Below are 24,909 nucleotides of genomic sequence, written 5' to 3'. Positions count from 1 at the left end.
TCCTCCCGCTTACGGCATGCCGAAATACCGGGCTACCCAGAGCCCGAGGGCGTACGCGATCCCCACCACCAGCAAGGCCAGGAGCAGGTGCTCCAGGACCACCCGGGCGGGCGCCACCCGGCGGGAGCGGGCGATGAGGTAGCTCAGCCCGGTGATCAGGCCCAGCCCCCAAACCACGCTGACCAGGATGGACCAGGGCAGCGGCAGGAGCACCACCGGCACCAGGAAGGTGAGGGCGATCACCAGCTTGGCGCCGAAGGTGGCCCCCGTGGCCAACCAGAGCTCCCGGTCGAGGTAGATTTCCTCCGCCTCCCGGGACACATGCACCCCCATGGCGTCGGAAAGGGCGTCCGCCACCGCGATGGTGAGGATCCCGCCGATCACCGCCAGCTGGGAGCGCGTGCCCGCGTGCAGGCCCACCACCAGACCCAGGGTGGTGATCACCCCGGAAGTCAGACCGAAATGGAGACCGGCTTTCAGACTCGACTGCATCGCCCCGGCCTTTCTGACGGGAGAGACCTCTGGAAGTGGCCCCAGCCCTGGCATGCAGCCCCTGGACTACGGCACCCTTTCCCGGATCGGTCCGCGAGTGCCGAGCGGCCCCGCATGGATCGCGGTTGCCTGTACCACTATCGCAGAGCCATTCCGGTTCTTTAAACCAAGCTTAGCGGGAAGGGAAAAGCAGGATTAGCCAAGCCTCCGGAACGGCGCCAGGAGCAGTCCAAACAGGGCCAGATCACCGGGATCCTCCCGCCCCCGCACACCCACGGTCATGGCCGCGTGCCCCGCAGCGGGCCGAGCCCGGTAGGAGCCGAACAGGTAGTCCCACCAGGGGAAGACCACCCCGTAGTTACTGTCCGCCTCGGCACGCACCACCGAATGGTGGACGCGGTGCATGTCCGGAGTAACCACCAGGTAGCGCAAGCAGTGGTCGAGCCGCCCCGGCAGCCGCACGTTGGTGTGCTGAAAAAGGTTGACCACCAACGCCAGCAGCTGGATGACGGCCACACCGACGACCGGCATTCCGAGCAGCAGCACCACACCCGCCGAGGTCAGCAGTTCCAGCACCGCCTCCAGGGGATGGAAGCGAAACCCGGTGCTGGCGTCCATCGCACTATCGTCATGGTGAACCTGGTGGATGCGCCACAGGAGCGGGAAAGCATGTAGAAGCCGGTGGCGGGCATAGAACAAGAGGTCAGCGGCTGCCACGCACAGTGGAATGGCCAGCCAGGCGGGCGCCTGGACCAGCTGGAACAGCCCCCAGCCCTCCTGCTCGGCCAGCAGGGCCATGGACCCGGCCCCCAGCACCCCGAGCAGGGACTGTAGGTGACCGTTGACCAAGAACAGGACACCGTTGCTTGTCCAGCGCACGAAACGGGACAGAGGCCCCTGGCGTCTGGGCCAGAGGACCTCTGCCGCAACCAGGCCGGCGAAAACGCCGGCCAGGACCATCCAGGACCAGGAACCTTGGCTCATCCGGATTACGGTTTCCAAGGCCTGCCCCCGCTTTCGCTACTTCTTGCGATTCCTGTAAGTGGCGTACCCCGCCGCGGCGCCGCCCGCAATGGCCAGGGCGAGAACGCTGGGGGTCGGTAGATCGATGGGCTCCTCGATCGCCGCGGATGCAGAGGCAAGGGCCGGGATACCGGCCATTCCGAAGGTTCCGACGGCACGCAGCCCATGGCGGACAAAAGAAGATTCGATATTCATAGGGTTCTCCTTTTTTTTACCGCTGAGACAGCGGAAACAATGGATTTCAAGGACATCCCAGCAAGCTCCGTACCATAGATAATCTCCATATTTTAGAAATAAATACGACAGAAATACGCGCACGGTTCCGCGGCGGTGTAAGTTTTTTCTACACCATTATCCCTTTTCCTCCCATCTGCTGCTTGGGACACCGGGGACAACAATCGAGGGATACCGGCGAACCGCCGAAGAGACGGTGTAAAACGATTTGACAGGACGGCGTCCAGGCGCTGGAGGGTAGTGGAAAAGCAGGCGGGACCAGTCATGAAGGTCCGGCTCGACCGCCTTCACGACGGACTCTGGCCAGGGGCCTCGCGCACCCGGTTGCGGCCCGCCTCCTTGGCGCGGTAAAGGGCCGAATCCACGCGGCGCAGCAGCTCCTGCCCCGCCTCCCCACCTTTCAGCTCGGCCACACCGAAGCTCGCCGTAACCGGCGGTGCTTCCGGCATGGAGGCGGCCTCCAGGGAGATGCGCAGATCCTCCGCTACCTTGCGGGCGTTGGGGAGGGCCGTCTCGGGCAGAAGGACGATGAACTCCTCCCCGCCCCAGCGGGCGAGCACGTCGCTGGCGCGCAGGCGCTCCTCCAGTACCCCGGTGACCCCCTCCAGCACCAGGTCCCCCACGGGGTGCCCGTGCACGTCGTTGACCCGCTTGAAGTGGTCGATATCCAACAGGATCACCGAAAAGGAGCGTCCGTAACGCTCCGCCTTTTCCCGTTCCTGCTCCAGGAGCTCCTGGAACTTGAGGCGGTTGTAGGCGCCGGTGAGGGGATCGTGGGTGGCCCGGTGCTCCAGCTGGCGCTCCATGTGCTTGCGCTCGGTGATATCCCGCATTACTGCCACGAAGCGGATGATCGCGCCCCCTTCATCCTTGACCGGAGCGATGGTCTGCTCCCCGGTGAACGGCCGACCGTCCTTGCGCCGGTTCACCAGCTCCCCCTTCCAGGACTTCCCGGCCCGGATGCGCCGCCAGAGCTCCTCGTAGACCGCCTCGTCCTGCTCCGGACTCTTCAGGAAGGAGGGATAGCGCCCCCGGACCTCCCGTTCGGAGTAGCCGGTGGTCTGCTCGAAGGAGGGATTCACGTACTCGATGGTGCCGTCCGGTCCGGTGATCATGACCATGTCATCGGCGGCCTCCAGGGCCACCAGACGGGTCTGCACCTCCCGGGCAAGGCGCAGGTTGCGCAGCTGGCCGCGCATGAGCAGCAGCAGAAGCGTCACGAGGAGCGCGGTCCCGCCCAGGTAGGTGGCGATCTTCAGCCCCCACGGACCCAGGAGCTCCATGGGTGAAGCGCCCACCAGCACCAGGAAGGGGTAGCCCTCCACCTTCCGGAAGGCGTAATTCCGGGGCTTGCCATTCACGGGGAGGGTGGCCCGGAGCTGCCCGGTCACCTCGCCCCGGGAAAGACGGGTGTCGAGCGGGGCGCTCCGGAGGGCGGCGCCACGCTGCTCGGCCGCCGGAGGGCGACGGGCCACCAGGTGCAGGGCCTCGTCCAGGATCGCCACGCTCTGGCTCCCATCCAGACCCAGCTCCGCCAGCTTCCTGCGGAAATAGGCGGGCCGGATCCGGCAATCGGCGAATGCCACCACGCGGCCGTCGGGTGCGCGAATGCGGCGAACCAGCACCACCTCCATGCCCCGGCTGGCGTCGCGCAGCATCCCGGCTCCGGTATCCCCGGCCTGCACGAATCCCGCCGGGTCCGCCAGCGGGAGCGCCTCGTCCGTCGCCCCCGCGCGGAGCCGTACCCCTCCTTCCGGACCGTAGAGGGTCATGGAATGCGCGAAAGCCAGGAATTCCACCTGCTGCCGGAGCAGACCCCGCAGACGCGTCTTCTGGGCCTCCGGGAGGGTGCCGCCGCCGAGCTGCGCGGGCTCCAGGCGCATTTCCAGACCGCGCAGGACCAGGTCCGCCTCGTGCAATGTTCCGGATAGGCGCTCACTGAGCAGATGGGCAAGGTTGCGGGCGTGGCGCGTGCTCTGCGCCACCGCCTGGAAATAGGAGGTGGTCAGCTCGGCGCCCACCAGCACCAGGATGCCGATGAAGACCGCGACCCACAGGCCGATGGCGCCCTTCCTGGCTCGGACATGGGGGGTCATTTTCCACCTCTACGACCCGGAGCAATGGGGGATGGGGTCAGCATTGCATTCCCCCGCCGGAAGCGGAAGGCGGAGCGGCTGCGAGCTTCCGCGTTGTCGCGGGCGGGCTGGGATTCGTGGGATCATTTCCCCTTGGGCGGACACGTCGCCGCCCGGGAATCCGGAACGACCAACGAGGATTAGGACCCATGCATATCGCGCTGATCGGAACCGGACTCATGGGCGAGCCGCTGGCTCGCCGGCTCCTGGAGGGCGGCCATCGGGTCACCATCTGGAACCGCAGCCCGGAGAAGACCAGGGCCCTGGCGGAGGAAGGCGCCGTGGTGGCCGACCATGCGCACGAGGCCCTGGAGGACGCCGACTGGGTGGTCACCATGCTCGCCAACGCCGATGCCATGCAGAGCGTGCTACTCAACAACCAGGCCCGGCCCATGCTCGCGGGGCGCAAGGTACTCAACATGGCCACCATTGCCCCGCACGAGGCCCGGCAGCTTCAGGAGCAGGTGGAGGCCGCCGGCGGCACCTTCATGGAGTGCACCGTCCTGGGCTCCATCCCCGAGGCCAAGAGCGGCAGCCTGATCCTCATGTTCGGCGGCACGGAGGCCCAGTTCGAGGAGGCGGCGCCGCTGCTCGACGCCTTCGGCCCCAAGCCCCTCCACATCGGCGAAGTGGGCAAGGCGGCGGCGCTCAAGCTCGCCATGAATCAGCTCATCGCCGGGCTGACCACTTCCTTCGCCCTCAGCCTGGGCCTGGTGCGCCGGGAGGGCCTGGACGTGGAGCAGTTCATGGAAGTGGTGCGGGACAGCGCCCTGTACGCGCCCACCTTCGATAAGAAGCTGAACCGCATGCTGGAAGGGCACTTCGACAATCCCAACTTCCCGGTGGCCCATCTGCTCAAGGACGTCTACCTCATGGAGGACGCGGCGCGTAAGGATGGGCTCGACGGCACCCTCATGCAGACCATCGGCCGCCTCCTGGAGAAGGCGGAGATGGAGGGGCTGGACCAGTCCGACTACTCGGCCCTCTACAAGGTAATCGACCCGGACCATGCATAAGCCCGAGAAACCGGCCCGCCGCCCCGCGGGGGACCGGCGGGCGTCCCGGCCATGAGCGCGCCTCCTTCCCGGCGGTTCGGCTTCCCCGACAGCCCGCCCGACCCCCGGGTCATGGCGCGCTTCACCGAGGCCCTGGAAGACAACGTCAACAGCTACGGCATGCACTGCCGGCCCCCGGGCCCGCTGGAGAATCCCTACCGGGACCTGGAGCGCCGCCTGGTGGCCGACGCCGCGCGCTTCGTGGGCCTGCCGGAGGATACGCTCGGCTACGTCTGCGGCGGTGCCAGCGAGGCCGCGCTGTTCGCCGCCTGGACCGCCCGCAAAATGGGCATCCGCCACGTGCTCGTCTCCCGCAACGCCCACGCTTCCACCCTGAAGGCCGCCGAGGTGGCGGGGCTCGACGGCGGCATGATGCGGGCGCAGGCGCCGCTCACCGCCGCCGGGGTGGCCGAAGCGCTCGCGCGGCTGCCCGATGACGCGCCCCTCTGGGCGGCCCTGACCTGGGTGAACCCCATTCACGCCGAAACCGACGACCTGGAAGGGGTGGTCCGGCTGCTCCGGGAGCGGCCGGCCCCCACGCTGGTCTTCGTGGACGGGGCGGTGGGCGGCCTGCTGGGACCGGCGGTGCGCGGGGAGACCCTGGCGGGGCTGGACGTGGACGTGCTGGGTATGGACTTCCACAAGCTCGGTCAGGCGCCGGTGGGTACCGGGCTCCTGCTGTACCGGCCTGGCCTGCACGAGCTGGTACGAACGCCGGGGGCCTACCTGCCCTACGGCGAGGACACCACCCTGGTGGGCAGCCGCAACGCCGCCTTCGCCGCCGCCGCCACGGCCAGCCTGGAGCTGGCCGCCGACGGCACCCTCGGGGCGCGCTTCGAGGCCCTGCGCCCCTGGGACGCGGCCCTGCGCGACCGGCTCGGCGAGCACCTGGCAGCCCGGCTATTCCCCTACTACCTGCTGGACGGCGGTCCGGCCCCCCTCGGCGAAGAGGACGCCCGGGCGTTGGCCGCCTTCGGCATCCACCCCATGGAGGTTGCGGGACGGGTGCGCATCCGCATCTGCCTGGCCCCCGGCCAGGACCCGGAGGCCTTCGAGGCCCTGCTGGCCAGGCTGGAGCGCACCCTTCCCCGGCATTCCGGGGTGGCCGCGCCCTGAGGAGGTCGACCATGACGCGCCTGCTGCACATCCAATCCTCGCCCCGGGGCGAATCCTCGTTTTCCCTGGCCGTCGCGGATGCCTTCCTGGAGGCCTTCAGGGAGGCAAACCCGGAGGCCGATGTGGATACCCTGGACCTGTGGCGCCAGGACCTTCCACCCATGCAGGGCGCCGTGCTGGCGGCCAAGGACCGCTGGATGGCCGGCGAGGCCATGACCGCGGAGCAGGCCGCGGCCTGGGCGCCGGTGGAAGCCCTGGCCCGGCAGTTCCGGGAGGCGGACGGCTATCTGTTCTCGGTGCCCATGTGGAGCTTCGGCGTTCCCTATCCCCTGAAGCACTATCTGGACGTGATCACCCAGCCCGGACTGCTGTTCCACTACGACCCGGAGACGGCGCACCGGCCCCTGCTGGGGGACCGTCCGGCCTATCTGGTTTGCGCGCGGGGCGACCGCTACGGGCCGGGCTCGCCCTACGAGGGCCTGGACTACCAGGCATCTTGGCTGGCGGACCTGTTGCGCTTCGTGGGCATCCGAACGGTTCATACCGTCCTCATGGAGCCCACGGAAGGGGACAGCCAGACGGTCGACGCCGCCCTGCAGCACGCCCGGAAGACCGCGGCCGGGCTGGGACGCGCTTTCCCGGGCCCCGGCACGTAGAAAGACCGACCCGCCGGGGGTCGGTCCCGCGCTAGCCCTCGGCCGGCTCCGGGTACCGGACCGGCCACCTCAAGCCTTGGGCACGTAGGAGGTGCACCAGCCTTCGGCGGCGACTTCGCGGCCTCCGAAGATGGTGCACGGCCCCCATTCCGTATCGGGGCCAGCCTGATAGAACTGACAGTTACTACACTTCTGGCCCTCGGAGTACTGGGGCGCCTCCACGGTGCTGGCGTCGTGGGTGTATTTGAGCGACTTCGCCTGCGGCTCGGACGGCTGCACCTTCTCCTGGGCCCAGGCCTGCCGGCTGGTCAGGGCGGCGGTAACGGGCAGGACCGCCGTGGTCAGCACTGCGTTGCGGAGAAAACCGCGCCGCGTCAGCTTGGATGCCGTCATGTTTGCCTCCTCTCCAATCCTTCAGAATGTACGGGGCGCAACGGGCCACCGGGGCGGCCCCGCCCCTTCCCAGCATTCCCCGCTCCTCCGGCTCCGGGTCAACCGCGTGGAATCCCCTAATCCCGCCCCGTTCTTCCTCCGTACCGAACCACGCCCTGAAATCCTCTCCGCCCTCCGACCGAACGCCGCGCTCCGCCGCCACCCAATCCAAAACGGAATAGAACCCTAGAGCACTGAAAAGCGGACATTCCCGTTTCGCCCCCGGGAAACGCCTTGCACCCGGTCGGGAACCGGTTCATGCTCTGCTCCCCTAGGGGTTATTAGGGAAAACCCCTAGAAAGAGAGAAACGGCGCGACCCGCCTCGGGGGAGGGGCAAACTATTCCTTTTACTTATACGTACACGACCCCGTCCGGCTCCGCGCGGACGCGGATCGAGCGGATCCGTTCCACCCTGCCGGCGACGCTGGCGCTGGCCGCCGGCCTGGCCCTTCCCGGGACCGGCACGGCGAACGACATCGAGCGGACGGGCGACATCGCCCAGGTCGCCCTGCCCCTTACGGCGTGGGGGCTGACCTTTACGGCCTGGGGCACCACCCACGCCAAGCACGACGCCCCGGGGCGCCGGCAGTTCTACTGGTCCCTGGGAAGCACCTTGCTCACGGTGCACACCCTGAAATACGCTATAGACGAGAAGCGGCCGGATTCGGAAGCCCGCAACTCCTTTCCCAGTGGGCATACGGCCGCGGCCTTTTCCGGGGCCTCCTTCATCCAGCGCCGGTACGGTTGGACCCTCGGCGCGCCGGCCTACGCGCTGGCGACCTTCGTCGGCTACTCCCGGGTACACGCCGGCGCCCATTACGTGCACGACACCCTTGCCGGAGCGGCCATCGCGGTGGGCTTCACCTACCTCTTCACCGAGCCCCGAGCCGACGGTCTGCGGATCGCTCCCGTGGTGGGGGAGCGCAGGACCGGCCTGCGCATTTCCGGACGCTTCTGAGGCCCGCACCCGGAGCAAGCATGCCCTGTAGAGCGCTACCCGCCGTCCTGGCCCTTCTGCTTCTCGTGCCGGCCCCGCCGTCCCGTGGCGCGGAATGGCACTTCACCGCCCAGCTCGGCGAGGCCTGGGCCACCTCGGAGCGGCTACGCTTCCGGCACGCGGACGGCCGCACCACCCGCTTCACCCTGGAACCGGAGACCCGGGGCCTGACCCGCCCGTACTACTGGTCCATGCGCCTGGGACGCTTCCAGGGCGGGGCCGGCTGGGAATTCGAGCTGATCCACGACAAGGTCTTCGCCAGCGCACCCCCGGCAGCCATCGACCACCTGGACATCACGCACGGCTTCAACCACCTGTTCCTCAATCGCGCCTGGCGGTTGCAGGGCTTCACCACGCGGGTCGGGGTGGGTGCGGTACTCGCCCATCCGACCATCCGCGCCGACGGCCGGACGGACGTGCCGAGCCGGCCCGGTTTTCTGGAGGGGACCTCCCTGGAAGGGCAGCAGCTCTCCGGGGTGACCGGGCAGGCGGCCATCCAGAAACTGTTTCCGCTCGGGGGCGGGGTGGCGATCAGCTTGGAGGCCAAGGCCTCGCTGAGCGTGGCCGACGTGGAGGGGGCGGGCGGCTCCATGCGGGTACCCCGCAAGGCCGTGCACCTGCTGGGCGGACTCCGCTTCAGCCCATAACCGGGGCGGGAGCGGCCCCGGCGACGGCACGTTTTACCGGGGCCGCCGTCGCGGCTACCGCTCGAACACCAGGGTCTCCGGCGAGGCGCCCAGCTCCTCCAGAGCAGCGTTCACCGCCTTATCGAACTTGGGCGGGCCACAGGTATAGAAGTGCTGGTCGAAGTGCTCGATGTGGTTGGTCAGGAAGTCCTTGGTGATGTGACCCTCGGCGTAATCGGTACCGGCCGCCCGGTCGCAGATGTAGATGCAGTTGTCCCCCAGATAGTGCTGGAACTCCCGCTCGCAGATGATATCCGCCGGGGTCTTGTTGGCGAAGATCAGGCCGTGGCCGTTGAGCCGGCCCTCCGCGGCCAGGGTCCGCAGCATGGCCATCATGGGCGTGATGCCCGCGCCTCCGGCGATGAACCAGCCGCCGCCCTGGTAGGTGAGGGTGCCGAAGGCCTCCGAGATCAGGAGCTGCGCGCCGGGCTGCAGGGAATGGAGCTTCTCGGTGACCCCCTGGTGGCCCGGATAACGCTTTATGGTGAACTCCAGGACCCGGTCATCCCGCAGGCTGGTGGGGGTGAAGGGCCGTTCCTCTTCCTCCCAGCCCGGCTCGTTGACGGACAGTGCCACCCCCTGCCCGGGCTCGTACTGAAGGCCCTCCGGCCTGCTGACAATGAAGCGCTTGACGTCGTGGGTGACGAACTCGGTCATCAGGATTTCGGCGATTTGCGTCATGGTGATGCCTCCCGGAAATTGGGGACGCTTTCTTCCACCGTAGCAAGGAAGCCGGGCCGGCGACCCCCGGATAAATCCGGTGCCGGTACCGGTTCGTATATGGTGGGAATGCCCGATGGATACGGGCGAAATTTCGGCAACCTTGCCAATAGGGAGGAGTCTGCTATGAGCTGTCACAATTCAGTGGTGGTACAAGCCTCAGCCGACGAGGTGTGGAACGTCCTGCGGGATTTCCTCGATATGTCCTGGGCCCCGGAGGTGATCGAGCAGTGCGAGCCCCAGGGTGGCCTGCCCGGCACCCAGATTGGTGCCAAGCGCATCCTCAACGGCACCTTCCAAGAAACCCTGGTGGGGCTGGATGACCACGCCCGGACCCTGCGCTACAGCATCGACGACGGTCCGGACGCGGTCTCCAAGGACAACGTCCAGGGCTACATCGCCACGGTCCAGGTCCTGCCCATCACCGACACCGGCGAGAGCCTCGTGCTCTGGACCTCCAGCTGGGAATGGAGCGGCGGCGGCGTGGCCCAGTTCTGCAACCCCATCTACCAGGCCCTGCTGGGCCAGCTGCAGAAGCACTTCCGCTGACGGCGGACGGGCCCGAGGCCCGCCCGCGAATCCTCCCGGGGACCTCCGCCGCCGGAGGTCCCCCACGGGGTCTTCCCCCTCCGCCCCGGACCGATCCCGGACACGCCGACCCGTCTCCCGTTTCGGCGCCGCCCCCGATTACCGGGGGGCACCCATCCGACTACAGGAAACACCCTAATTGCGTAAGCCGGAGCCGGGCGGAAAATGAAGAATTCATCCGCCCGGAGGACGGCGCACCCCGCCGGGGCGCCGAAATCCATTTGGAGGTCCGCATGCCCTGGAGCCCGCAGCACTGGACCCAAAGCATCCAGGCCGTGCGCAGCACCCTGGTCCAGCGGGATCTAGCGGCCGCCAGCGGCCATCCCTGCCCGCTGCACGGCGGCCACCGCGCCGACCAGGAAGCCTGCCGCCACTGGACGGATACCGCCCGCGCCCACCTGGCGCACCTCCGCCGCCTGGCGGAGCAGGCCCCGGATGTCCAGGCCGCCCGGGAGCGGGTGGAGCGGCTGGGATTCTGGGCGGATCAGCTGCCGCGCTCCACGGAGGACTGCCGAACCTGCTGCCGGCCGGCCCGGCCGGAGGGCATGCTGGAGCGCACCGGCACCCGCGGCCCTGGCCCCTTGCAGCCGCCCATACAACCCGTACCCCGCTGAACCGCAAGCCGGGGCGGGGGCTAGACCGTGGACGGCCCGGGCACGGGCAGCTCCGCCACCCGCTGTAGACGCACCGTCACCTTCTTGGCGGAATCCTCCTCCAGCTCGCCGCAGAGCTCCATGGCCCGTTCGGCCAGGGGGCCGGAAACGTGCAGGGTGAACGCGTCGCGATTCCCGGCGATGTGGTTGCGTCCGCCGTGGAAGTGGGTGGCGGAGAAGGTGAGCGTGATGTTGCCGCCTTCCTCCCGGTAGCTTCCCTGGTAGTGGTAGTTGTTGTCGCCCCCGTGCAGGTGGCCGTGCTGTAGCAGGATCACCCCGCCGGAATGGGGACCGGTTTCGTCGGAGAAGACGGCGGACCAGAGGGCCTGGGTATCCAAGGCAGCGCTCCTGTGGCTCGGGTGGGTTTCAGGATGCCCGGCGGTCGTCAGCTTGCGCGCCGGTGGCGAGCCTCGCCGCCGAGGATGCGCTTGGCGCCCACCATGGCCTCCAGCTTGCCGAAGGCCACGTCCCGGGGCAGGTGGTTCATCCCGCAGGTACTGGTGATCAGGGTCTGCTCCGGCGCCAGCCACGAATGCCGCTGGATGCGCTCGACGATGGTCTCCGGGGATTCCACGTCGAAGTCCTGGACGTCCACGGCGCCCACCGCCAGCCGCTTGTCGCCGAGCAGGCCCTCGTAGGCGTCCACCATGTCGTGCTCCACCAGCAGGGCGTCGTAGTTGATCCGGCTGATGCGGTCCGCGGGATAGCGGCCGGTGAAGTAGCGGTGGCCGATCTGGCCGTCGTAGTCCTCGCCAACCGCATAGTTGCCCTGGCAGATGTGGCCCATCACCGACATGCTGGAAAGACCGTCCACCGCCAGGTTGATGGCATCGACGGCGGCGTCCACCTCGGCGTCGTCGGCAATGGCGAACAGCGGCTCGTCGATCTGCGCGTACCGGCAGCCCGCCGCCTCCAGGTCCTTCAGGTTGCGGTTAATCACCTTGGCGATGTCCTGCATCATCGCTGCCAGGTCGCCGTAGTGCTCGTCGATGGCCACCTTGGCCAGCATGTGCGGCCCGGTCATGGTGACCTTCACCGCGCCGCGGGCGAACCGCGAGACCATGCGATACTCGTCCACCAGGCCGAGGTCCGCGTCGCCGATGGGACCGGTGCACACCGCCGCCGGATGGGTGACGTTGGGATCCTGCTCGGTGATGGGCTTGGGCCGGGTCTCCTTCGAGAAGCCGGGCAGCTTGTTCCAGAAGAAATTGAGCATGGCGTTGGGCGGCGCGTGGCGATTGTTGGTGCGCCGGTGCATCTCGCCGCCGGTGAGAATGTCGATGCCCGCCGTGTCGTGGTCGAGAATGGCCGCTTGGCTGGCGACGAACTGGGCGTTCTCCATGTCCGCCCGATCCAGCTCACCGCGCTCCACCTCGATCTCCAGGGCCTCGTACCAGCGCGGCACGCTGTAGGCACCGACCACGGTCGTCGCGTAGGGGGAATAGTCCGGCATGACGCTCCCTCCTCATGGGGTGCGGCACGGCCCGCCGGGGAAGCGGGCGGGGAAGGCCCGCGCGGATCGCCCGGCGGGGTGCGGGGGCTTTCCTCCAAAGTGGAATGGCCGGGTAACCGGGTCAAGCTCCCCGGCGCCGCGCCCCGTTGCCAGGCCCGGCCCATCGGCCCACGCTGGGTGCGAGGAGCATCCACAGGAGCGGCCATGCCCACCATCCTCGGCCTTTCCCTGCCCGAGCGCGACGCCGCCCGCCGGGCGGTGACCGCCGCCCACCTGCCCCCCGAAGGGCCCGCCGTGGAGACGCTGGCGGAGCTCGCCGCCTTCGACGAACCGGCGCGGCAGCGCATCCGGGAGCGCGGCGCCACCCTCGTGGAGCGCATCCGGGAGCGCCCCAATCCGCTGGACAGCTTCCTGCACGAGTACGACCTCTCCAGCCAGGAGGGGGTGCTGCTCATGTGCCTGGCGGAGGGGCTGCTGCGCATCCCCGACACCGAAACCGCCGACCGCCTCATCCACGACAAGCTCGGCAGCGCCGACTGGGACCGCCACCTGGGCCACAGCGCCTCCCTGCTGGTAAACGCCTCCACCTGGGGGCTCATGCTCACCGGGCGCCTGGTCGGCCTGAGCCCGGGCCTCGACAGCCGCCCGAGCGGCCTGCTCGGACCCATCCTGGGCCGCAGCAGCGAGCCCGTGGTCCGCAGCGCCCTCAAGCAGGCCATGCACCTCCTGGCCCGGCAGTTCGTCATGGGCCGCCACATTGGCGAGGCCCTGCAGCGCGCCCGCACCGGCGAGAACCGGCGCTACCGCCATTCCTTCGACATGCTCGGCGAGGCGGCGGTGAGCGAGACGGACGCCCAGGCCTACATATCGGCCTATCGGCGCGCCGCCTACGCCGCCGGCATGGCGACGGAGGCCGGGCAGCCCCTGCTGGCCCGGCCGGGCATCTCCATCAAGCTCTCCGCCCTCCATCCCCGCTTCGAGCGCTCCCAGAGCCTGCGAGTGCGCGAGGAGCTGACGCCCCGGCTCCTGGACCTGCTCTACCGTGCCCGCACTGCAGGCATACCGGTGACCGTGGACGCCGAGGAGGCGGAGCGCCTGGAGCCCTCTCTGGACGTGCTGGAGGCCGCCTTCCGCGATCCCGAGCTGGCGGACTGGGAGGGGGTGGGCCTGGCGGTGCAGGCTTACCAGAAGCGCGCCCTGCCGGTGCTCGACTGGGTGGGTGAGCAGGCCGGGCGGCGCGGCGCGCGCATCCCGGTGCGGCTGGTGAAGGGCGCCTACTGGGACACGGAGATCAAGCGCGCCCAGCAGGAGGGGCTCAGCGACTATCCGGTGTTCACCCGCAAGACCCACACCGACATCTCCTACCTGGCCTGCGCCCGGCGGCTGGCCGAGCTGGGCGGGCGCGTCTTCCCGCAGTTCGCCACCCACAACGCCCACACCATCGCCGCGGTCTACGAGCTCATGGGCGCGGAGGCCGACTACGAATTCCAGCGCCTCCACGGCATGGGTGCCGGGCTGTACGACACGGTGGTGGACGGTTGGGGCCTGCCGTGCCGGGTCTACGCACCGGTGGGGGGCCACCGCGAGCTGCTGCCCTACCTGGTGCGCCGCCTCCTGGAGAACGGCGCCAATTCCTCCTTCATCAACCGCATCGCCGACAAGCGGGCCGAGCCGGAAGCGCTGCTCGCGGACCCGGTGGAGACCTGGCGCTCGGGCGACACGGAGGGACCGGCGCTGCCACTGCCCCGCGATATCTATCCCGACCGCGCCAACTCCGCCGGCCTGCCGCGCGACGATCCGGACGTGCTGGCGCAGCTGGACGGCACCCTCCGGACGGCCTGGGCCGGAGCGCCCTGGCGGGCGACGCCGCGCATCGACGGCCGTCGGCTTCCGGGCTCCGAGCACGCGGTCACCGCCCCCGCGGACCATCGCATCACCGCCGGCACGGTGGCCGAGGCGGGCGCGGAGCAGGCCACGGCCGCCATGGCCGGGGCCGCCGAGGCCTTCCCGGCCTGGTGCCGCACGCCGGTGGAGGAGCGGGCCTCGATACTGGAGCGGGCGGCGGACCGGATCGAGACCGAGCGAGCCGGACTCATGGCGCGCATCATCCGGGAGGGCGGCCGCACCGTGCCCGATGCCCTGGCCGAGGTGCGCGAGGCCGCCGATTTCTGCCGCTACTACGCCGCCATGGCGCGCGATCAGCTCGCCGAGCGGCCCCTTCCGGGCCCCACCGGCGAGCGCAACGCGCTGCGGGCGGAGGGCCGCGGCGCATTCCTGTGCATCAGCCCCTGGAACTTCCCCGCCGCCATCTTCACCGGGCAGATCGCCGCCGCCCTGGTGGCGGGCAATACGGTGGTGGCCAAGCCGGCGCGGGCCACGCCCCTGACCGCCATGCGCATCATCGAGCTGCTGGCGGAGGCAGGCGTGCCCGACAGCGCCCTGCAGTTCCTGCCCGGGCCGAGCGGCGCGCTGGGTCCGGCCATTCTCGGCGATCCGCGCCTGGCCGGAGTGGCCCTCACCGGCGGCACCGGAACGGCGCGGCACATCCAGCACGCCCTGGCCGAGCGCGACGGGCCGCTGGTGCCCTTGATCGCCGAGACCGGCGGGGTCAACGCCCTGATCGCGGACAGCTCCGCCCTGCCGGAGCAGGTGGCCAGGGACGTGGTGCGCTCCGCCTTCAACAGCGCGGGCCAGCGCTGCTCGGCGCTGCGGGTGCTGTTCCTGCAGGAGGAGGTGGCCGATGCCATGCTGGCGGCCATCGCCGGGGCCACCGCGGAGCTCCGGGTAGGCGACCCCGCCCGGCTGGATACGGATCTGGGGCCGGTGATCGACGAAAACGCCCGCGCCGAGCTGGCGGAGCACGCCCGGCGGTTGGATGCCGAGGCGCGGCTGGTGGCCTGGACCGATCCGCTCCCCGGGGCGCCGCCCGGCAGCTTCTTCGGGCCCCGCATCTACGAGCTGCCCGAGCTCGAGGCCCTGCCCGGCGAGGTGTTCGGCCCCATACTCCACGTGGTCCGCTACCGTGCCGGAGAGCTGGACCGCGTCATCGCCGCCATAAACGGCACCGGCTACGGCCTGACCCTGGGCGTGCATTCCCGCGTGGAGGAGACCGCCCGCTACGTGGCCGAGCGGGCCAATGCCGGCAACGTCTACATCAACCGCGACATCATCGGCTCCGTGGTGGGGGTCCAGCCCTTCGGCGGCCGGGGGCTCTCCGGCACCGGTCCCAAGGCCGGCGGCCCCCACTACCTGACCCGCTTCCTCCACGAAAAGACCGTTACCGACAACATCGCCGCCGTGGGCGGCAACGCCACCCTGCTCGGAGGTCGGTACGGATAGGGCGCTCCCATAAAGGGGCCGGTGGGCAATGGCGCCCTGTAGGAGGGGCCTCCCGGCCCCGAAAAAAGCCATGGCATAGGCTCGAGGCCCGATGAGGCGCCAGGGCTGATCGCGGTCGCGGCCGGAGGCCGCTCCCACAGAGGCCCTTGTGAGCCGGAAAGCAGGATCGGCCAGTAGCCCGCGAGCCCGCTGGAATCCTTCATCGGCATGGAAGCTGGATCGTGGGAGCGGCCCCCGGCTCCGCGAGTCGCTCCGGCCCCTTACTCCCCGTGCTGCACCAGGTCCGCCAGCTCGTGCACCTTGTCGAGAATGGCTTCCCGGTCCGTATCCGTGTGCGGCACCGAGCGCTCCACGTTATCGAGGGCCTCGGTGAACACCTGCTCGAGCATGGAATGCTTGTTGTCGGCGGTGAGGATCAGGTGCGTGGCCAGGCTCGCCAGCACGGCCCGCTGGGCGGCGAGCTCCTGCCGCAGCGCCGCCAGGTTCTCGGCGGATTCGTTCCGCTCTTCCGACATGGAGGCCTCCTCCGGTAGGTGCGGCTTGGCTTGTCCTTCCAGCAGTAACACAGCCGCGCCCCCCTTGGGCCATTCCCCGACGTTCCCGGATCGCATCCGTAAATGCCGCGGCGCTCGACCCGGAGCCGCTTCCCCCTTACGCTACTCGCGGGGCGCGCCAGGCGCGAATTCGCGGAGCGGGCGGGGAATACATGGGGAAACGGACGGAAACGGCGTTGCCTTCCGGGCAAGGGCGGATCGCCGGACTCGGCATCCGGGGCCGGAGCCTGGCGGTGGTTGCCCTGGTGTCCCTGCTCATCGGCGCGGTGAGCCTGGGCTCGCTCTACGTGGTGGGCGGCAACATCGCCGAGAAGCTCGGCTACTCCGTGGCCGAGCGCTACGTACTGGGCCACAAGGCGCGGGTGGAGGGCTTCATGCAGCGGGAGCTGACCCTGGCCCGGCGCCTGGCCGATTCCCCGCCCGTGCAGCGCTGGGCCCGTGCGGAGGAGGACCCGGCCGCCCGGGCGGCGGCGCTCGACGAGCTGGCCTCCCTCCGCGACCTGTTCTCCGGCGATTCCTACTTCGTGGTCCTGGCGGATTCCGGCCACTACTACTTCAAGGGGCCGGAGGGCGGGGACGAAGCGCCGCCGCGGATAACCCAGACCCTGAGCCGCAGCGACCCCAAGGACAGCTGGTTCTTCGACGCCCTGGAAGGGGAGGCTCCCTACCACCTGAACGTGGATTTCAACCGGGAGCTGCGGGAGACCAAGGTCTGGTTCAACGTCATCATGCGGGACGGCGACGCCCGGCTGGGGGTGGCGGGCACCGGCGTGGACATCAGCCACTTCGTGCGGCAGTTCGTGCAGACCGAGGAACCCGGCCTGCAGGCCATCCTCCTCAACCGCAAGGGCGCCATCCAGGGCCATGAGAACGTGGACAATATCGCCCTGAATGCCCAGGTCACCGGCACGGGCGCGGGCCGGACCGCCCTGTGGGGACACATACCGGACGGACAGCGGCCTGCCGTCCGGCGGCACATGGAACGGCTCCGGACCGGCGAGCAGCGGCTGGCCACCTTTCCCTTGACGCTGGACGGGCGTCCCCGGCTGGCGGCGCTCGCCTACCTGCCCGAGCTGGACTGGTTCACCCTGGCCAGCCTAGACCCCCAGGCGGTGCTGGGCTGGCCGGAGTTCCTGGCGGTGGCGGGGGTGCTCGTGGTGGCCCTGCTGCTCGCCCTGGCCCTGCTCGGCCTCCTGTTCAACCGCTTCCTGCTGCAGCCGGTGGCGGGGCTCGCCCGCGCCGCGGAAGGGGTTGCCCGGGGCGAATACGACACCCAGCTGCCGGAGGACCGCCGCGACGAGCTGGGCACCCTGGCCCACACCTTCAACAACATGGCGCGCACCGTGCAGGAATACACGGGCTCCCTGGAGGAGCGGGTCCGTGAGCGCACCGCGGACCTCCAGGAGGCCAACACCGCACTGGGTCGCACCAATCGCATGCTCCTGGAAAGCATCAGCAGCGCCCGGCGCATCCAGGAGGCGCTGCTGCCCGGACCCGGGTCCCTGGAGGGGCTGCCGCTGGAGCACTTCGCCCTGTGGCTGCCCCGCGACCGGGTGGGCGGCGACCTCTACGTGATCCGGCAGGCAGGCGACGGATTGCTGGTCGGCGTGATGGACTGCACCGGACACGGGGTGCCCGGCGCGGTCACCGTCATGGCCGCCCATTCCGCCTTCAACCACGCGGTGGACCGGGGTGGACTGCGCAGTCCCGGGCCCATCCTGGCCAGCCTCAACCGGGAGCTGCGGGACATGCTCAACCCTGAATCGGACGGGGCCGATACGCGCGGCTCGGACAACGGCCTGGAGATGGCGCTGTGCCGCTGGGAGCCGGGAGCGGACACGCTCCGCTTCGCGGCCACCCGGCTCTCCCTGTACCGGGCCCGGGCCGGCGAAATCGAGGAATGGGCGGGGGACCGCACCGGGCTCGGCTACCGGGCCGCCGACCCGGGGCACCGCTTCACGGAGCACGACGTGGCGGTGGAGGCGGGCGATACCTTCTATCTGGCCACGGACGGCTTCCTGGACCAGGGCGGGGGCCCCAAGGGGCTGCCGTTCGGGCGGCAACGGCTGCGGACCCTGCTGGCGGAGCAGGCGGAGACCTCCCTGGCGGACCAGCGCGCCGCGCTGGTCGAGGCCCTCGCCGAGTGGCAGGGCGAGCGGGAACAGCGGGACGACGTGACGGTGCTGGGGTTCCGGCCATCTCCCCGGGCGACCGGGCCGGACGGGCGAAGGGGCTAGTCGCCCCTGGAGAAATGGCGGGCGTCCTCGCCCGCGAGGACGCTGCGGTTGCGGCCCTGGCGCTTGGCCTCGTAGAGCGCCACATCGGCCCGGCTGGTAAGGTCGTCCGCCTGCTCGCCGGGCTGATACACCGCCACGCCAAAGCTGATGCTGACGCGGATGGGCGTCGTTCCGCCCATCACCGGCTCGCCGGTGACCGCCTCCCGGATCCGCTCCATGGTACGCACCGCCTGGGCGGCCGAGAGGCCGGGGCAGAGAACCAGGAACTCCTCGCCGCCCCAGCGGGCGCACTGGTCGTATTCCCGCAGGCCGCCCTCCAGGCGGTTGGCCACCTCCTGCAGCACCGTGTCCCCGGTTTCGTGCCCATGGCTGTCGTTGACGGCCTTGAAGTGGTCCACGTCCCCCATGCCCACCACGAGCCAAGTTCCCTCCCGCTCGGCGCGGGCGGCCTCGAGCTCCAGCTGCTCCTGCATGGCGCGCCGGTTGGGCAGGCCGGTAAGCGGATCGGTAAGCGCCGCCTGCTCGAAGGCCTCGTTGTCCTCACGCAGCAGGGCCTGCAGCAGGTCGCCGATGCGGCTGACCTTGCGCAGCTGCCGCTCCACCTTGTAGAAGCGCTCCGCGAGGCGGTTGAGCTCCGCCATGAGCGGATGGTCCCGGTAGGCCGGGTCGCGCTCCAGCGCGGCCAGGCGCTTGGCGATCTCCTCGCTTTCCTTGGTCATGGCACCAGCTCCGAAGGGACGGTTACCGGCTCACCGGGGAAACCCGGAAGGGAAGGCTCATATCCTCGCGCAGCTCTTCCGCCATCTCCAGGCTGCGGTCGTTCTCGGCGTCGTAGACCCATTCCACCTCGACGGCCGCGCCCCGTTCATGGGCCTCCTCGGCCCGGTCGAGGATATCCATGAGGGCCTTCACGCTGCTGGTATTGAGGTAGGACAGGTCGATCCGGATGGTCAGGGACGGATTCCCCTGCGCCAGGTAGCCCCCCACTCCCTCCACCACCGGCTGGAAGAACGCCAGGGCATTCTCCGGATAGGACTCCCCGCGCACCTCCAGGAGCCCCTGGTCGCGATCCAGGATGACGGCGGGGGTCGTCTCCGACGCCTCGTAAAACAGGTTGCCCATTTTCCTCCCCCGATACTACAGCGTCGCCTGCAGGCTGAAGAATACGTACCCCCTTTCGGATTCCCTGTCGGGCTCCCGGCACGAATAGCTGAGCGGCTGGCTGGATTTGCGCGCCATGTCGATGAGGCCGAGACCGGCGGTGGTGGCGCCCTCCGCGGCGGGGGACCGCAGCACCTCCTTGTAGAGCTTCTTCAGTCCCGGGCCGTCCAGGGACCGCAGCCGGTCCAGGTGCGCGGTCAGATCCGGCAGGTCCGCCTCGCGCACCCAGTTCCCGGAGCTCACGAAGTAGTTGCTGCTGTTCGCGGAGATCACGGAAATGGCGGAGGAAAGCAGCCAGAACTCGGCATCATCCCCGCCGCGACTGGTGGCGTACTGCCGGATGTTCTGGGTCTGCTCGATGAACACGGAGAAGACGTCCATGACCGTGGCGCGGCTGGCGGCCTCCTCCTCCAGGTAGCGGCGAACCGCATCCCCCAGGTCCTTGATGATGGATTCCGAGAGCGGACCGTTGAAGGACATCAAGGCATTGAAGTCATTCAGCCGATCGCGCAGATCCAGCAGATCCAGACTCGCCATTCCCCGTTTCCTTTCCGGCTGGAGGTGCATGAGCGAGGCCGGGCAGCAGGCCGACCTTCGACCCGACAACCGGGCACGCACCGGGAGCCCGTACTTTCTACCATTTGCGGGTGCGCGGCGATAGACCGGGTAAGGAAGGACTGGATTCGCGGACCTTCTTGCTGGTGGAATACGGAAAATCCAGCCGACAACCAGCACACCACAGCCCAGGAGCACCCCATGGCGGACAACCGCGGCCAGATCGAGGCCCTCAACTACGCCGTCGCCCAGCTCTACACCACCCTGCTCATGGAATCGGACCAGCCGGAGGCCGACGCCAAGGACCTCCGCGAACAATGGGGCGAAATCGAGGCCCCCGAGGAAGGCGACGAAAAGGGGGATTTCTTCTGGGAGCTCCAGGAGGGCCTGGACCACCTGGGCTACCTGATCCAGGAGCTGGTGGCCGAGGAGACCGGGGGCGAACCGCCGAAGAGCTGAGCAGGATCTTGGCTATGCGCCGGGCCCGGCCCAACCGGCCCCTAAGCCCCTGCCTGAAGATCGGACCGGAGCCCGGCCACCTCGTCTTCTTCGGCCCGGAAGCGCGGCTCCAGGGTCGGCAGCTCCACACCCAGCAGCTGCAGCGTCACCACCGCCCCGGGCTCGGTGGTTTTGGGCAAGGTGACGCTGGTCTCCAGGGCCAGCTCCGGGACCAGCACCCGTCCCTTGGGCCCGTTGCGCTCGACCACCACGCCCTGCCCCTGCCATGCCCCGTAACGCTGAAGATGCACCAGCTTGAAGTGCTGATTGGAAAGCCGTTCGGCCCGCCGCAGCCTTCGGACCCGCTCGCCTACGCCCGCGACCCGCTGGGCCAGGGCTTCCTGGTCGGCGGGCTGTCCCCCGCCCACATGGGCGCGCAGCTGCTGGTGGGTCACCAGGTCAAAGTAGCGTCGCATGGGACTGGTGGCCTGGGCATAGGCGGAAAGGCCCAGACCGCTATGGGGCTCGGGGGTGAGCTGAACCCGGGAGGGCCGCATGAGCTTCCGCAGCTCATAGGCCCGCAACAGCCCCTCGCCCTCCGCTTTCCCCTGCGGGGCCTCCTGGGTGGCGAAGGGGATGGCCAGGCCCTCCTGCTGGGCGAAGCGGGCCACGGCGTGGCCGGCCATGATCATGGCCTCGGTCACCAGGCGGCGGCTGGCCAGCTCAACGATGGGGCGGATCACCACCTCGCCGTCCTCCAGGCGCACCGAGACCTCGGGGAGCTGGAACTCCACTGCACCGTCGGCCCGCCGCCGCTGCCGGAAACGTTCCGCGGCCTCGGCGAGGCTGGCGAACGGTTCCTCCGCCATGCGTTCTTCGGCCGCCTGGTAGGACAGGCGGGCGGCCCGCACCCAGCTGGGCGCCACTTCGATGTCGGTCAGGCCGCCGTCCTCCGCCACCCGGAAGCCCACCGACAGGGCTGGCGAGGTGTCCGCCAGGCCCAGGCCCAGCCGCTCCACGGCCGGCGGCGGCAGCATGGTGCGCATGCCGTCGGGCAGGTAGAGGGTGGCGCCGCGCTCGCGCGCTTCCAGATCCAGAGGGGCGTCCGGCGGAGCCACGGCGGCCACGTCGGCGATATGCACCCAGATGCGATCGCCGTCCAGGCTGAGGGCGTCGTCCGGGTCCGTGTTGCCGGCGTCGTCGATGGCCCAGGCTTCCAGGTGGGTGAGATCGCGGCGCGCCTCCTCCGTAAGCGGCGGCACCTCCCCTTCGGCGCTTGCCTGCGGTGCCCCCTCGCGGACCGGGTGGGGGTTGGTCAGCTCGTCCCAGTAGCCATTGGCCAGCAGCAGCCGGTGCGCCTCCTCGGGGGTCTCTTCCCGGCCCAGCTCCCGGAGGATGAAGCTGGTCCGCGAGGCCCCGAGGGCCAACCGCTCCACCTCGGCCAGGTCCTCCTCGTCCCCGGGCGCCATGGCCCCGGCGACCAGGCGCTCCAAAAGCGCCTTGCGGGCGGCCGCCGCCTGCGCCTTGGTCTCGCGGCGCTCCCGCTCGGCGGCGACGGTCTCCCGTTCGCGGGCCACCAGGGCATCGGGCTCGCCCTCGAACAGCAGGCCGTCCGCCACCTCCCGCCAGCTCGACCAGGCCGTGGCCGGGGTGAACGCCCCGTAGGCCAGCTCCGCGAGGTCTTCCAGGCTCAACGACTCCCCGGCCAACGCCTCCCAGGCCTCCTCCATCTCCCCGGCCCCGGCATCCAGGGCCCGGATATCCGCCACCGGACCCGGATGGAGAACCAGCACATCCTTGGGCCGCACCCGCTTGGTACCGCCGTCCGGGAGCTGCAGGGTGAGCTTGTCCCCCTCCACCGCGTGGACGCGGGCGGGCTGCTGTTTGTAGACGACAAGATTGCCAGTTTCAACAGGAGAAGAGGGCAAAAAAATACTCTTATGGGGAGTGAATGGCTAAAAGATTATTAAATAAAAAGACATACTCATGCCTTTTTAATGTCCACCTAGAAATTAAACTTCTTAAAATTGCATAGCGACCCAAACCTAACCATTAGGTCAGCCATTGGAATACCTGTTCCCATGCAAGTTCCGCCAATCTTTCCGAACGTTCATTAATAATTTCTACGCCCCATTCTCCCTCTACACGCGATAGCGATCTACAAGTTGCTAAGTAGCGACCAAATTCGGATATCTCAGAGGGGTCCTCGCTCAGGGTCATACCATTTAGTTTGATTTCTTCAATCCAACTTTCCGCTTCTTCCTCTTTCAATGACCCATATAACCCATAAATTCTTCTTTTTTCAGGCCAGGCCCTATCAGAAGCAATACTATTTGCACGGGCGGGAAGAAGGGTTAAATTTCCTAATCTATTTTCAGCCTCATCAGAGTAAATCAGACTTCCCCAGCTTCCATTATTATTTTGCGGGGCTATGTGCTCTACAGTTAAAAACTCTTCATTTTTCCAGGTTTCTATATTTATCCAATCAAATACCCCTTTTCTCCCCTTTGTGATCAAATGAGGTTTTCCTTCGTCGACTATGGAATCGTGGCCTGCAGTTAACAGTATAAACCTAGTAACCGCCTGCGAGGCTTTATATATTTTATTCCTCTTTACCTTTTCAACCCAAATTTCTTTATCATCCAAACTGCCCTTTTTATGCAACAAATTTATTAGAGCGAACTTAAAATCTTCTATGTTTATTTCTGTTGGAGATACATTAATAGCAGATAATGGAGAAACCACTTCGGATATGCCTTTCTCCATCAAATCCCGGTACTGCTTATCTATTTGGGCAGTATTGCTATGCGCAGCTCTCCATATAGCAGAAAACGCCGCGACGGCCTTAATTGCGTCAAAAAACTCCGATGCGCTATTATATTTACTTTCTGTTTCCGAAAGTAAAAATTTTGCATAGAAACGGGAAAGGGGCCCAATAGTTATATCGTGCTTCAAATTTCTCAAAAATTCTATACAAAATAAAGCCTCCTTCCTCTTCTGAGGATCCCCAGTTTCGGGCAGACAGGGAACTTTCCCTTTAGGAGGATTCCAGCAATTCCTTATATAATCAGATGTCCTAGCCAGCTCGAAGACGAACCCTCTTTTACCTTCTAGAGTTCCCCTGTTTTCATACGAACTTTTTAAAAATTTTCTTTGCTGGTTAAGATGGCTTGAAAGCCTCTTTCCTTCCCATGACAAACGAAATGCAATCATCAAGTCGGTTGTTGCTTTTTGCTTGGCATTTGAGGAATCAAAGCTATCAATATATTTTTCTATCCAATCTAATGCATTTTTGGAAGGACTGTGTTTATACTCTAATTGACCCTCCTCGTTTATCACCTTTGGCTTAAAAGTTTCATAAGCGGTCAACGGCTCTCCGGTTGTGTTTAATGCCTCGAAAATATCAAATGCATAATCCTCTATTTCTGTGACAACTACCGTAAATGCGATTGAGTTATTAAATAGCTTTGACAGCATCAAAGCTTTATACATTTTCCTAAACTCTTTCTTTTCTCCCTCTGGAGCCCTATCAAAGTAATCTTCTACCCCTTCGGGAACATCTAAACCAAAAAAGTTTTCCGCTACTTGCCCATCCCCTTGAAAAACAAAATCTTCGAGGTTCGGAAGCGAATAATCTTCATTATTATCCTCCAAGACATCTCGAACTATCCCTTTGATAATACTAATATTGTCTGCAATATTTTTGTATTTATCCTCTAAATCATCACCCCAGTATTCATACACATCAAAAAAATCCCGATTTTCCCCCTCTAGTTCTTGTACGTAATTAAAAATCAGAGAGGCTATTGGGGAACGGTACTTCGCATAATCTCTTTCCAAGGCCCAAAGGTCCTCAATTTCACGTATAACCCTTGGGTAGTACCTGTATATTTCGTCTTCTGCCCATTCTTTATCCAAAATTAATGTTCGTTTTAGGGTAGACAATTCTTCCCTAGCTGCTCGCAATATCCAATCACCTAATATTTCCTCACTTGCAATTGAGCTCATTTTCTTTCGGATTAAATCATGAAGGATTAAATTAATTAATAGCAAAGTAGAAAGTCTTTGCTGCCCATCAATAATGGACATTACCTGGCCCGGCGCCTCCAATCTTTGGTGGGCCGGTATAGCTCTATTATCCTGCACCCTTATAGTGATTACGCTTCCTAGAAATTTTAAACCAACTTTGCCGTCGGCAATTTGGTTTGCCTCATAGCTAATATCTTCGAATAACCTTTTTATATTTTCCTGATCCCAAGAATAGGGACGTTGATACGATGGGATAAAGAGCCCCAAACCTTCAGTTTTTAGGAACTCGGACACAGTTTGAGCGTTTGCATCAAAAATCTGTCTTACTTGAGCGGGTCGCATACAAGAATCCCTT

General features: G+C 66.6%; 24 protein-coding genes. 10 read left to right on the top strand and 14 right to left on the bottom strand.

The window, feature by feature from the left end; genetic code table 11:
* Positions 1-9: 9 nt before the first annotated feature.
* From ACERLL_RS01670 to ACERLL_RS01655, 4 genes are all read right to left on the bottom strand, one after another.
* Entirely contained in the window at positions 10-492 is a 483-nt protein-coding gene (locus tag ACERLL_RS01670; RefSeq protein WP_373654319.1) for a hypothetical protein, read from the bottom strand.
* Positions 493-687: 195 nt separating this feature from the next.
* Positions 688-1,476 (bottom strand): sterol desaturase family protein, encoded by a 789-nt coding sequence (locus ACERLL_RS01665; protein WP_373654318.1) that lies wholly within the window; start codon positions 1,474-1,476, stop codon positions 688-690.
* A gap of 36 nt (positions 1,477-1,512) precedes the next feature.
* On the bottom strand, positions 1,513-1,710 hold the full coding sequence (locus ACERLL_RS01660; protein ID WP_373654317.1) for a hypothetical protein: 198 nt from the start codon (positions 1,708-1,710) through the stop codon (positions 1,513-1,515).
* A gap of 326 nt (positions 1,711-2,036) precedes the next feature.
* A complete protein-coding gene (locus ACERLL_RS01655) occupies positions 2,037-3,845 on the bottom strand; it encodes a diguanylate cyclase (protein WP_373654316.1) in 1,809 nt (602 codons plus the stop codon).
* Positions 3,846-4,033: 188 nt separating this feature from the next.
* Between ACERLL_RS01655 and ACERLL_RS01650 the strand changes: the two genes are divergently transcribed.
* Genes ACERLL_RS01650 through ACERLL_RS01640 form a run of 3 tightly spaced genes read left to right on the top strand, consistent with a single transcriptional unit; the run spans position 4,034 to position 6,711 of the window.
* Positions 4,034-4,900, top strand: coding sequence for an NAD(P)-dependent oxidoreductase (locus tag ACERLL_RS01650; RefSeq protein ID WP_373654315.1), 867 nt, complete (start codon positions 4,034-4,036; stop codon positions 4,898-4,900).
* Positions 4,901-4,951: 51 nt separating this feature from the next.
* Entirely contained in the window at positions 4,952-6,055 is a 1,104-nt protein-coding gene (locus ACERLL_RS01645) for a hypothetical protein (protein WP_373654314.1), read from the top strand.
* An 11-nt stretch (positions 6,056-6,066) separates the two neighbouring features.
* On the top strand, positions 6,067-6,711 hold the full coding sequence (locus ACERLL_RS01640; protein ID WP_373654313.1) for an FMN-dependent NADH-azoreductase: 645 nt from the start codon (positions 6,067-6,069) through the stop codon (positions 6,709-6,711).
* Positions 6,712-6,780: 69 nt separating this feature from the next.
* On the opposite strand, the gene ACERLL_RS01635 is transcribed toward ACERLL_RS01640, so the two are convergent.
* Positions 6,781-7,104, bottom strand: a complete 324-nt coding sequence (locus ACERLL_RS01635) for a high-potential iron-sulfur protein (RefSeq protein ID WP_373654312.1) — start codon at positions 7,102-7,104, stop codon at positions 6,781-6,783.
* A gap of 662 nt (positions 7,105-7,766) precedes the next feature.
* Between ACERLL_RS01635 and ACERLL_RS01630 the strand changes: the two genes are divergently transcribed.
* Both ACERLL_RS01630 and ACERLL_RS01625 read left to right on the top strand, forming a co-directional pair.
* Entirely contained in the window at positions 7,767-8,102 is a 336-nt protein-coding gene (locus ACERLL_RS01630) for a phosphatase PAP2 family protein (RefSeq protein WP_373654411.1), read from the top strand.
* A 20-nt stretch (positions 8,103-8,122) separates the two neighbouring features.
* Positions 8,123-8,788: a CRISPR-associated DxTHG motif protein gene (locus tag ACERLL_RS01625; protein WP_373654311.1), complete on the top strand. Its 666-nt coding sequence runs from the start codon at positions 8,123-8,125 to the stop codon at positions 8,786-8,788.
* A gap of 54 nt (positions 8,789-8,842) precedes the next feature.
* On the opposite strand, the gene ACERLL_RS01620 is transcribed toward ACERLL_RS01625, so the two are convergent.
* A complete protein-coding gene (locus tag ACERLL_RS01620) occupies positions 8,843-9,508 on the bottom strand; it encodes an FAD-binding oxidoreductase (RefSeq protein WP_373654310.1) in 666 nt (221 codons plus the stop codon).
* A 165-nt stretch (positions 9,509-9,673) separates the two neighbouring features.
* Between ACERLL_RS01620 and ACERLL_RS01615 the strand changes: the two genes are divergently transcribed.
* Positions 9,674-10,096: an SRPBCC family protein gene (locus ACERLL_RS01615; RefSeq protein WP_373654309.1), complete on the top strand. Its 423-nt coding sequence runs from the start codon at positions 9,674-9,676 to the stop codon at positions 10,094-10,096.
* A gap of 272 nt (positions 10,097-10,368) precedes the next feature.
* Positions 10,369-10,749, top strand: coding sequence for a hypothetical protein (locus ACERLL_RS01610; RefSeq protein ID WP_373654308.1), 381 nt, complete (start codon positions 10,369-10,371; stop codon positions 10,747-10,749).
* A 20-nt stretch (positions 10,750-10,769) separates the two neighbouring features.
* On the opposite strand, the gene ACERLL_RS01605 is transcribed toward ACERLL_RS01610, so the two are convergent.
* Both ACERLL_RS01605 and ACERLL_RS01600 read right to left on the bottom strand, forming a co-directional pair.
* Positions 10,770-11,126, bottom strand: a complete 357-nt coding sequence (locus ACERLL_RS01605) for a hypothetical protein (RefSeq protein WP_373654307.1) — start codon at positions 11,124-11,126, stop codon at positions 10,770-10,772.
* Between the two features lie 47 nt (positions 11,127-11,173).
* Complete coding sequence (locus ACERLL_RS01600; protein ID WP_373654306.1) at positions 11,174-12,241, bottom strand: uroporphyrinogen decarboxylase/cobalamine-independent methonine synthase family protein; 1,068 nt, start codon at positions 12,239-12,241, stop codon at positions 11,174-11,176.
* Between the two features lie 204 nt (positions 12,242-12,445).
* Between ACERLL_RS01600 and putA the strand changes: the two genes are divergently transcribed.
* Entirely contained in the window at positions 12,446-15,580 is a 3,135-nt protein-coding gene (putA, locus tag ACERLL_RS01595) for a bifunctional proline dehydrogenase/L-glutamate gamma-semialdehyde dehydrogenase PutA (RefSeq protein ID WP_373654305.1), read from the top strand.
* A gap of 260 nt (positions 15,581-15,840) precedes the next feature.
* Here the strand turns inward: putA and ACERLL_RS01590 are convergent, their stop codons facing one another.
* The gene (locus tag ACERLL_RS01590; RefSeq protein ID WP_373654304.1) at positions 15,841-16,095 is read right to left on the bottom strand and encodes a hypothetical protein; all 255 of its coding nucleotides are present in this window, start codon (positions 16,093-16,095) and stop codon (positions 15,841-15,843) included.
* Positions 16,096-16,310: 215 nt separating this feature from the next.
* Between ACERLL_RS01590 and ACERLL_RS01585 the strand changes: the two genes are divergently transcribed.
* Positions 16,311-18,371, top strand: coding sequence for a SpoIIE family protein phosphatase (locus ACERLL_RS01585; RefSeq protein WP_373654303.1), 2,061 nt, complete (start codon positions 16,311-16,313; stop codon positions 18,369-18,371).
* On the opposite strand, the gene ACERLL_RS01580 is transcribed toward ACERLL_RS01585, so the two are convergent.
* Genes ACERLL_RS01580 through ACERLL_RS01570 form a run of 3 tightly spaced genes read right to left on the bottom strand, consistent with a single transcriptional unit; the run spans position 18,368 to position 20,069 of the window.
* Positions 18,368-19,090, bottom strand: coding sequence for a diguanylate cyclase (locus ACERLL_RS01580; protein WP_373654302.1), 723 nt, complete (start codon positions 19,088-19,090; stop codon positions 18,368-18,370). The genes ACERLL_RS01585 and ACERLL_RS01580 overlap by 4 nt on opposite strands.
* Positions 19,091-19,112: 22 nt before the next feature.
* Positions 19,113-19,493 carry a SiaC family regulatory phosphoprotein gene (locus ACERLL_RS01575; protein WP_373654301.1) on the bottom strand — a complete coding sequence of 127 codons (381 nt, stop codon included), beginning with the start codon at positions 19,491-19,493 and terminating at the stop codon, positions 19,113-19,115.
* A 15-nt stretch (positions 19,494-19,508) separates the two neighbouring features.
* Complete coding sequence (locus ACERLL_RS01570) at positions 19,509-20,069, bottom strand: SiaB family protein kinase (protein ID WP_373654300.1); 561 nt, start codon at positions 20,067-20,069, stop codon at positions 19,509-19,511.
* A 219-nt stretch (positions 20,070-20,288) separates the two neighbouring features.
* On the opposite strand from ACERLL_RS01570, the gene ACERLL_RS01565 reads away from it, so the two are divergent.
* Complete coding sequence (locus ACERLL_RS01565; protein ID WP_373654299.1) at positions 20,289-20,546, top strand: hypothetical protein; 258 nt, start codon at positions 20,289-20,291, stop codon at positions 20,544-20,546.
* Between the two features lie 41 nt (positions 20,547-20,587).
* Here ACERLL_RS01565 and ACERLL_RS01560 read toward each other — a convergent pair whose 3' ends face one another.
* Together ACERLL_RS01560 and ACERLL_RS01555 are read right to left on the bottom strand one after the other, a co-directional pair.
* Positions 20,588-22,453: an RNB domain-containing ribonuclease gene (locus ACERLL_RS01560; RefSeq protein WP_373654298.1), complete on the bottom strand. Its 1,866-nt coding sequence runs from the start codon at positions 22,451-22,453 to the stop codon at positions 20,588-20,590.
* Between the two features lie 124 nt (positions 22,454-22,577).
* Positions 22,578-24,896 (bottom strand): DUF262 domain-containing protein, encoded by a 2,319-nt coding sequence (locus tag ACERLL_RS01555; RefSeq protein WP_373654297.1) that lies wholly within the window; start codon positions 24,894-24,896, stop codon positions 22,578-22,580.
* Positions 24,897-24,909: the final 13 nt, after the last annotated feature.

The sequence above is a fragment of the Thiohalorhabdus sp. Cl-TMA genome, assembly GCF_041821045.1.
Taxonomy (GTDB): domain Bacteria; phylum Pseudomonadota; class Gammaproteobacteria; order Thiohalorhabdales; family Thiohalorhabdaceae; genus Thiohalorhabdus; species Thiohalorhabdus methylotropha.
This window is presented reverse-complemented; position numbering and strand designations above follow the sequence as displayed.

Coding starts and splice junctions, on each gene's coding strand:
- ACERLL_RS01670 (WP_373654319.1), bottom strand. CDS start 492: ATGCAGTCGAGTCTGAAAGCCGGTCTCCATTTCGGTCTGACTTCCGGG.
- ACERLL_RS01665 (WP_373654318.1), bottom strand. CDS start 1,476: ATGAGCCAAGGTTCCTGGTCCTGGATGGTCCTGGCCGGCGTTTTCGCC.
- ACERLL_RS01660 (WP_373654317.1), bottom strand. CDS start 1,710: ATGAATATCGAATCTTCTTTTGTCCGCCATGGGCTGCGTGCCGTCGGA.
- ACERLL_RS01655 (WP_373654316.1), bottom strand. CDS start 3,845: ATGACCCCCCATGTCCGAGCCAGGAAGGGCGCCATCGGCCTGTGGGTC.
- ACERLL_RS01650 (WP_373654315.1), top strand. CDS start 4,034: ATGCATATCGCGCTGATCGGAACCGGACTCATGGGCGAGCCGCTGGCT.
- ACERLL_RS01645 (WP_373654314.1), top strand. CDS start 4,952: ATGAGCGCGCCTCCTTCCCGGCGGTTCGGCTTCCCCGACAGCCCGCCC.
- ACERLL_RS01640 (WP_373654313.1), top strand. CDS start 6,067: ATGACGCGCCTGCTGCACATCCAATCCTCGCCCCGGGGCGAATCCTCG.
- ACERLL_RS01635 (WP_373654312.1), bottom strand. CDS start 7,104: ATGACGGCATCCAAGCTGACGCGGCGCGGTTTTCTCCGCAACGCAGTG.
- ACERLL_RS01625 (WP_373654311.1), top strand. CDS start 8,123: ATGCCCTGTAGAGCGCTACCCGCCGTCCTGGCCCTTCTGCTTCTCGTG.
- ACERLL_RS01620 (WP_373654310.1), bottom strand. CDS start 9,508: ATGACGCAAATCGCCGAAATCCTGATGACCGAGTTCGTCACCCACGAC.
- ACERLL_RS01615 (WP_373654309.1), top strand. CDS start 9,674: ATGAGCTGTCACAATTCAGTGGTGGTACAAGCCTCAGCCGACGAGGTG.
- ACERLL_RS01610 (WP_373654308.1), top strand. CDS start 10,369: ATGCCCTGGAGCCCGCAGCACTGGACCCAAAGCATCCAGGCCGTGCGC.
- ACERLL_RS01600 (WP_373654306.1), bottom strand. CDS start 12,241: ATGCCGGACTATTCCCCCTACGCGACGACCGTGGTCGGTGCCTACAGC.
- putA (WP_373654305.1), top strand. CDS start 12,446: ATGCCCACCATCCTCGGCCTTTCCCTGCCCGAGCGCGACGCCGCCCGC.
- ACERLL_RS01590 (WP_373654304.1), bottom strand. CDS start 16,095: ATGTCGGAAGAGCGGAACGAATCCGCCGAGAACCTGGCGGCGCTGCGG.
- ACERLL_RS01580 (WP_373654302.1), bottom strand. CDS start 19,090: ATGACCAAGGAAAGCGAGGAGATCGCCAAGCGCCTGGCCGCGCTGGAG.
- ACERLL_RS01575 (WP_373654301.1), bottom strand. CDS start 19,493: ATGGGCAACCTGTTTTACGAGGCGTCGGAGACGACCCCCGCCGTCATC.
- ACERLL_RS01570 (WP_373654300.1), bottom strand. CDS start 20,069: ATGGCGAGTCTGGATCTGCTGGATCTGCGCGATCGGCTGAATGACTTC.
- ACERLL_RS01565 (WP_373654299.1), top strand. CDS start 20,289: ATGGCGGACAACCGCGGCCAGATCGAGGCCCTCAACTACGCCGTCGCC.
- ACERLL_RS01555 (WP_373654297.1), bottom strand. CDS start 24,896: ATGCGACCCGCTCAAGTAAGACAGATTTTTGATGCAAACGCTCAAACT.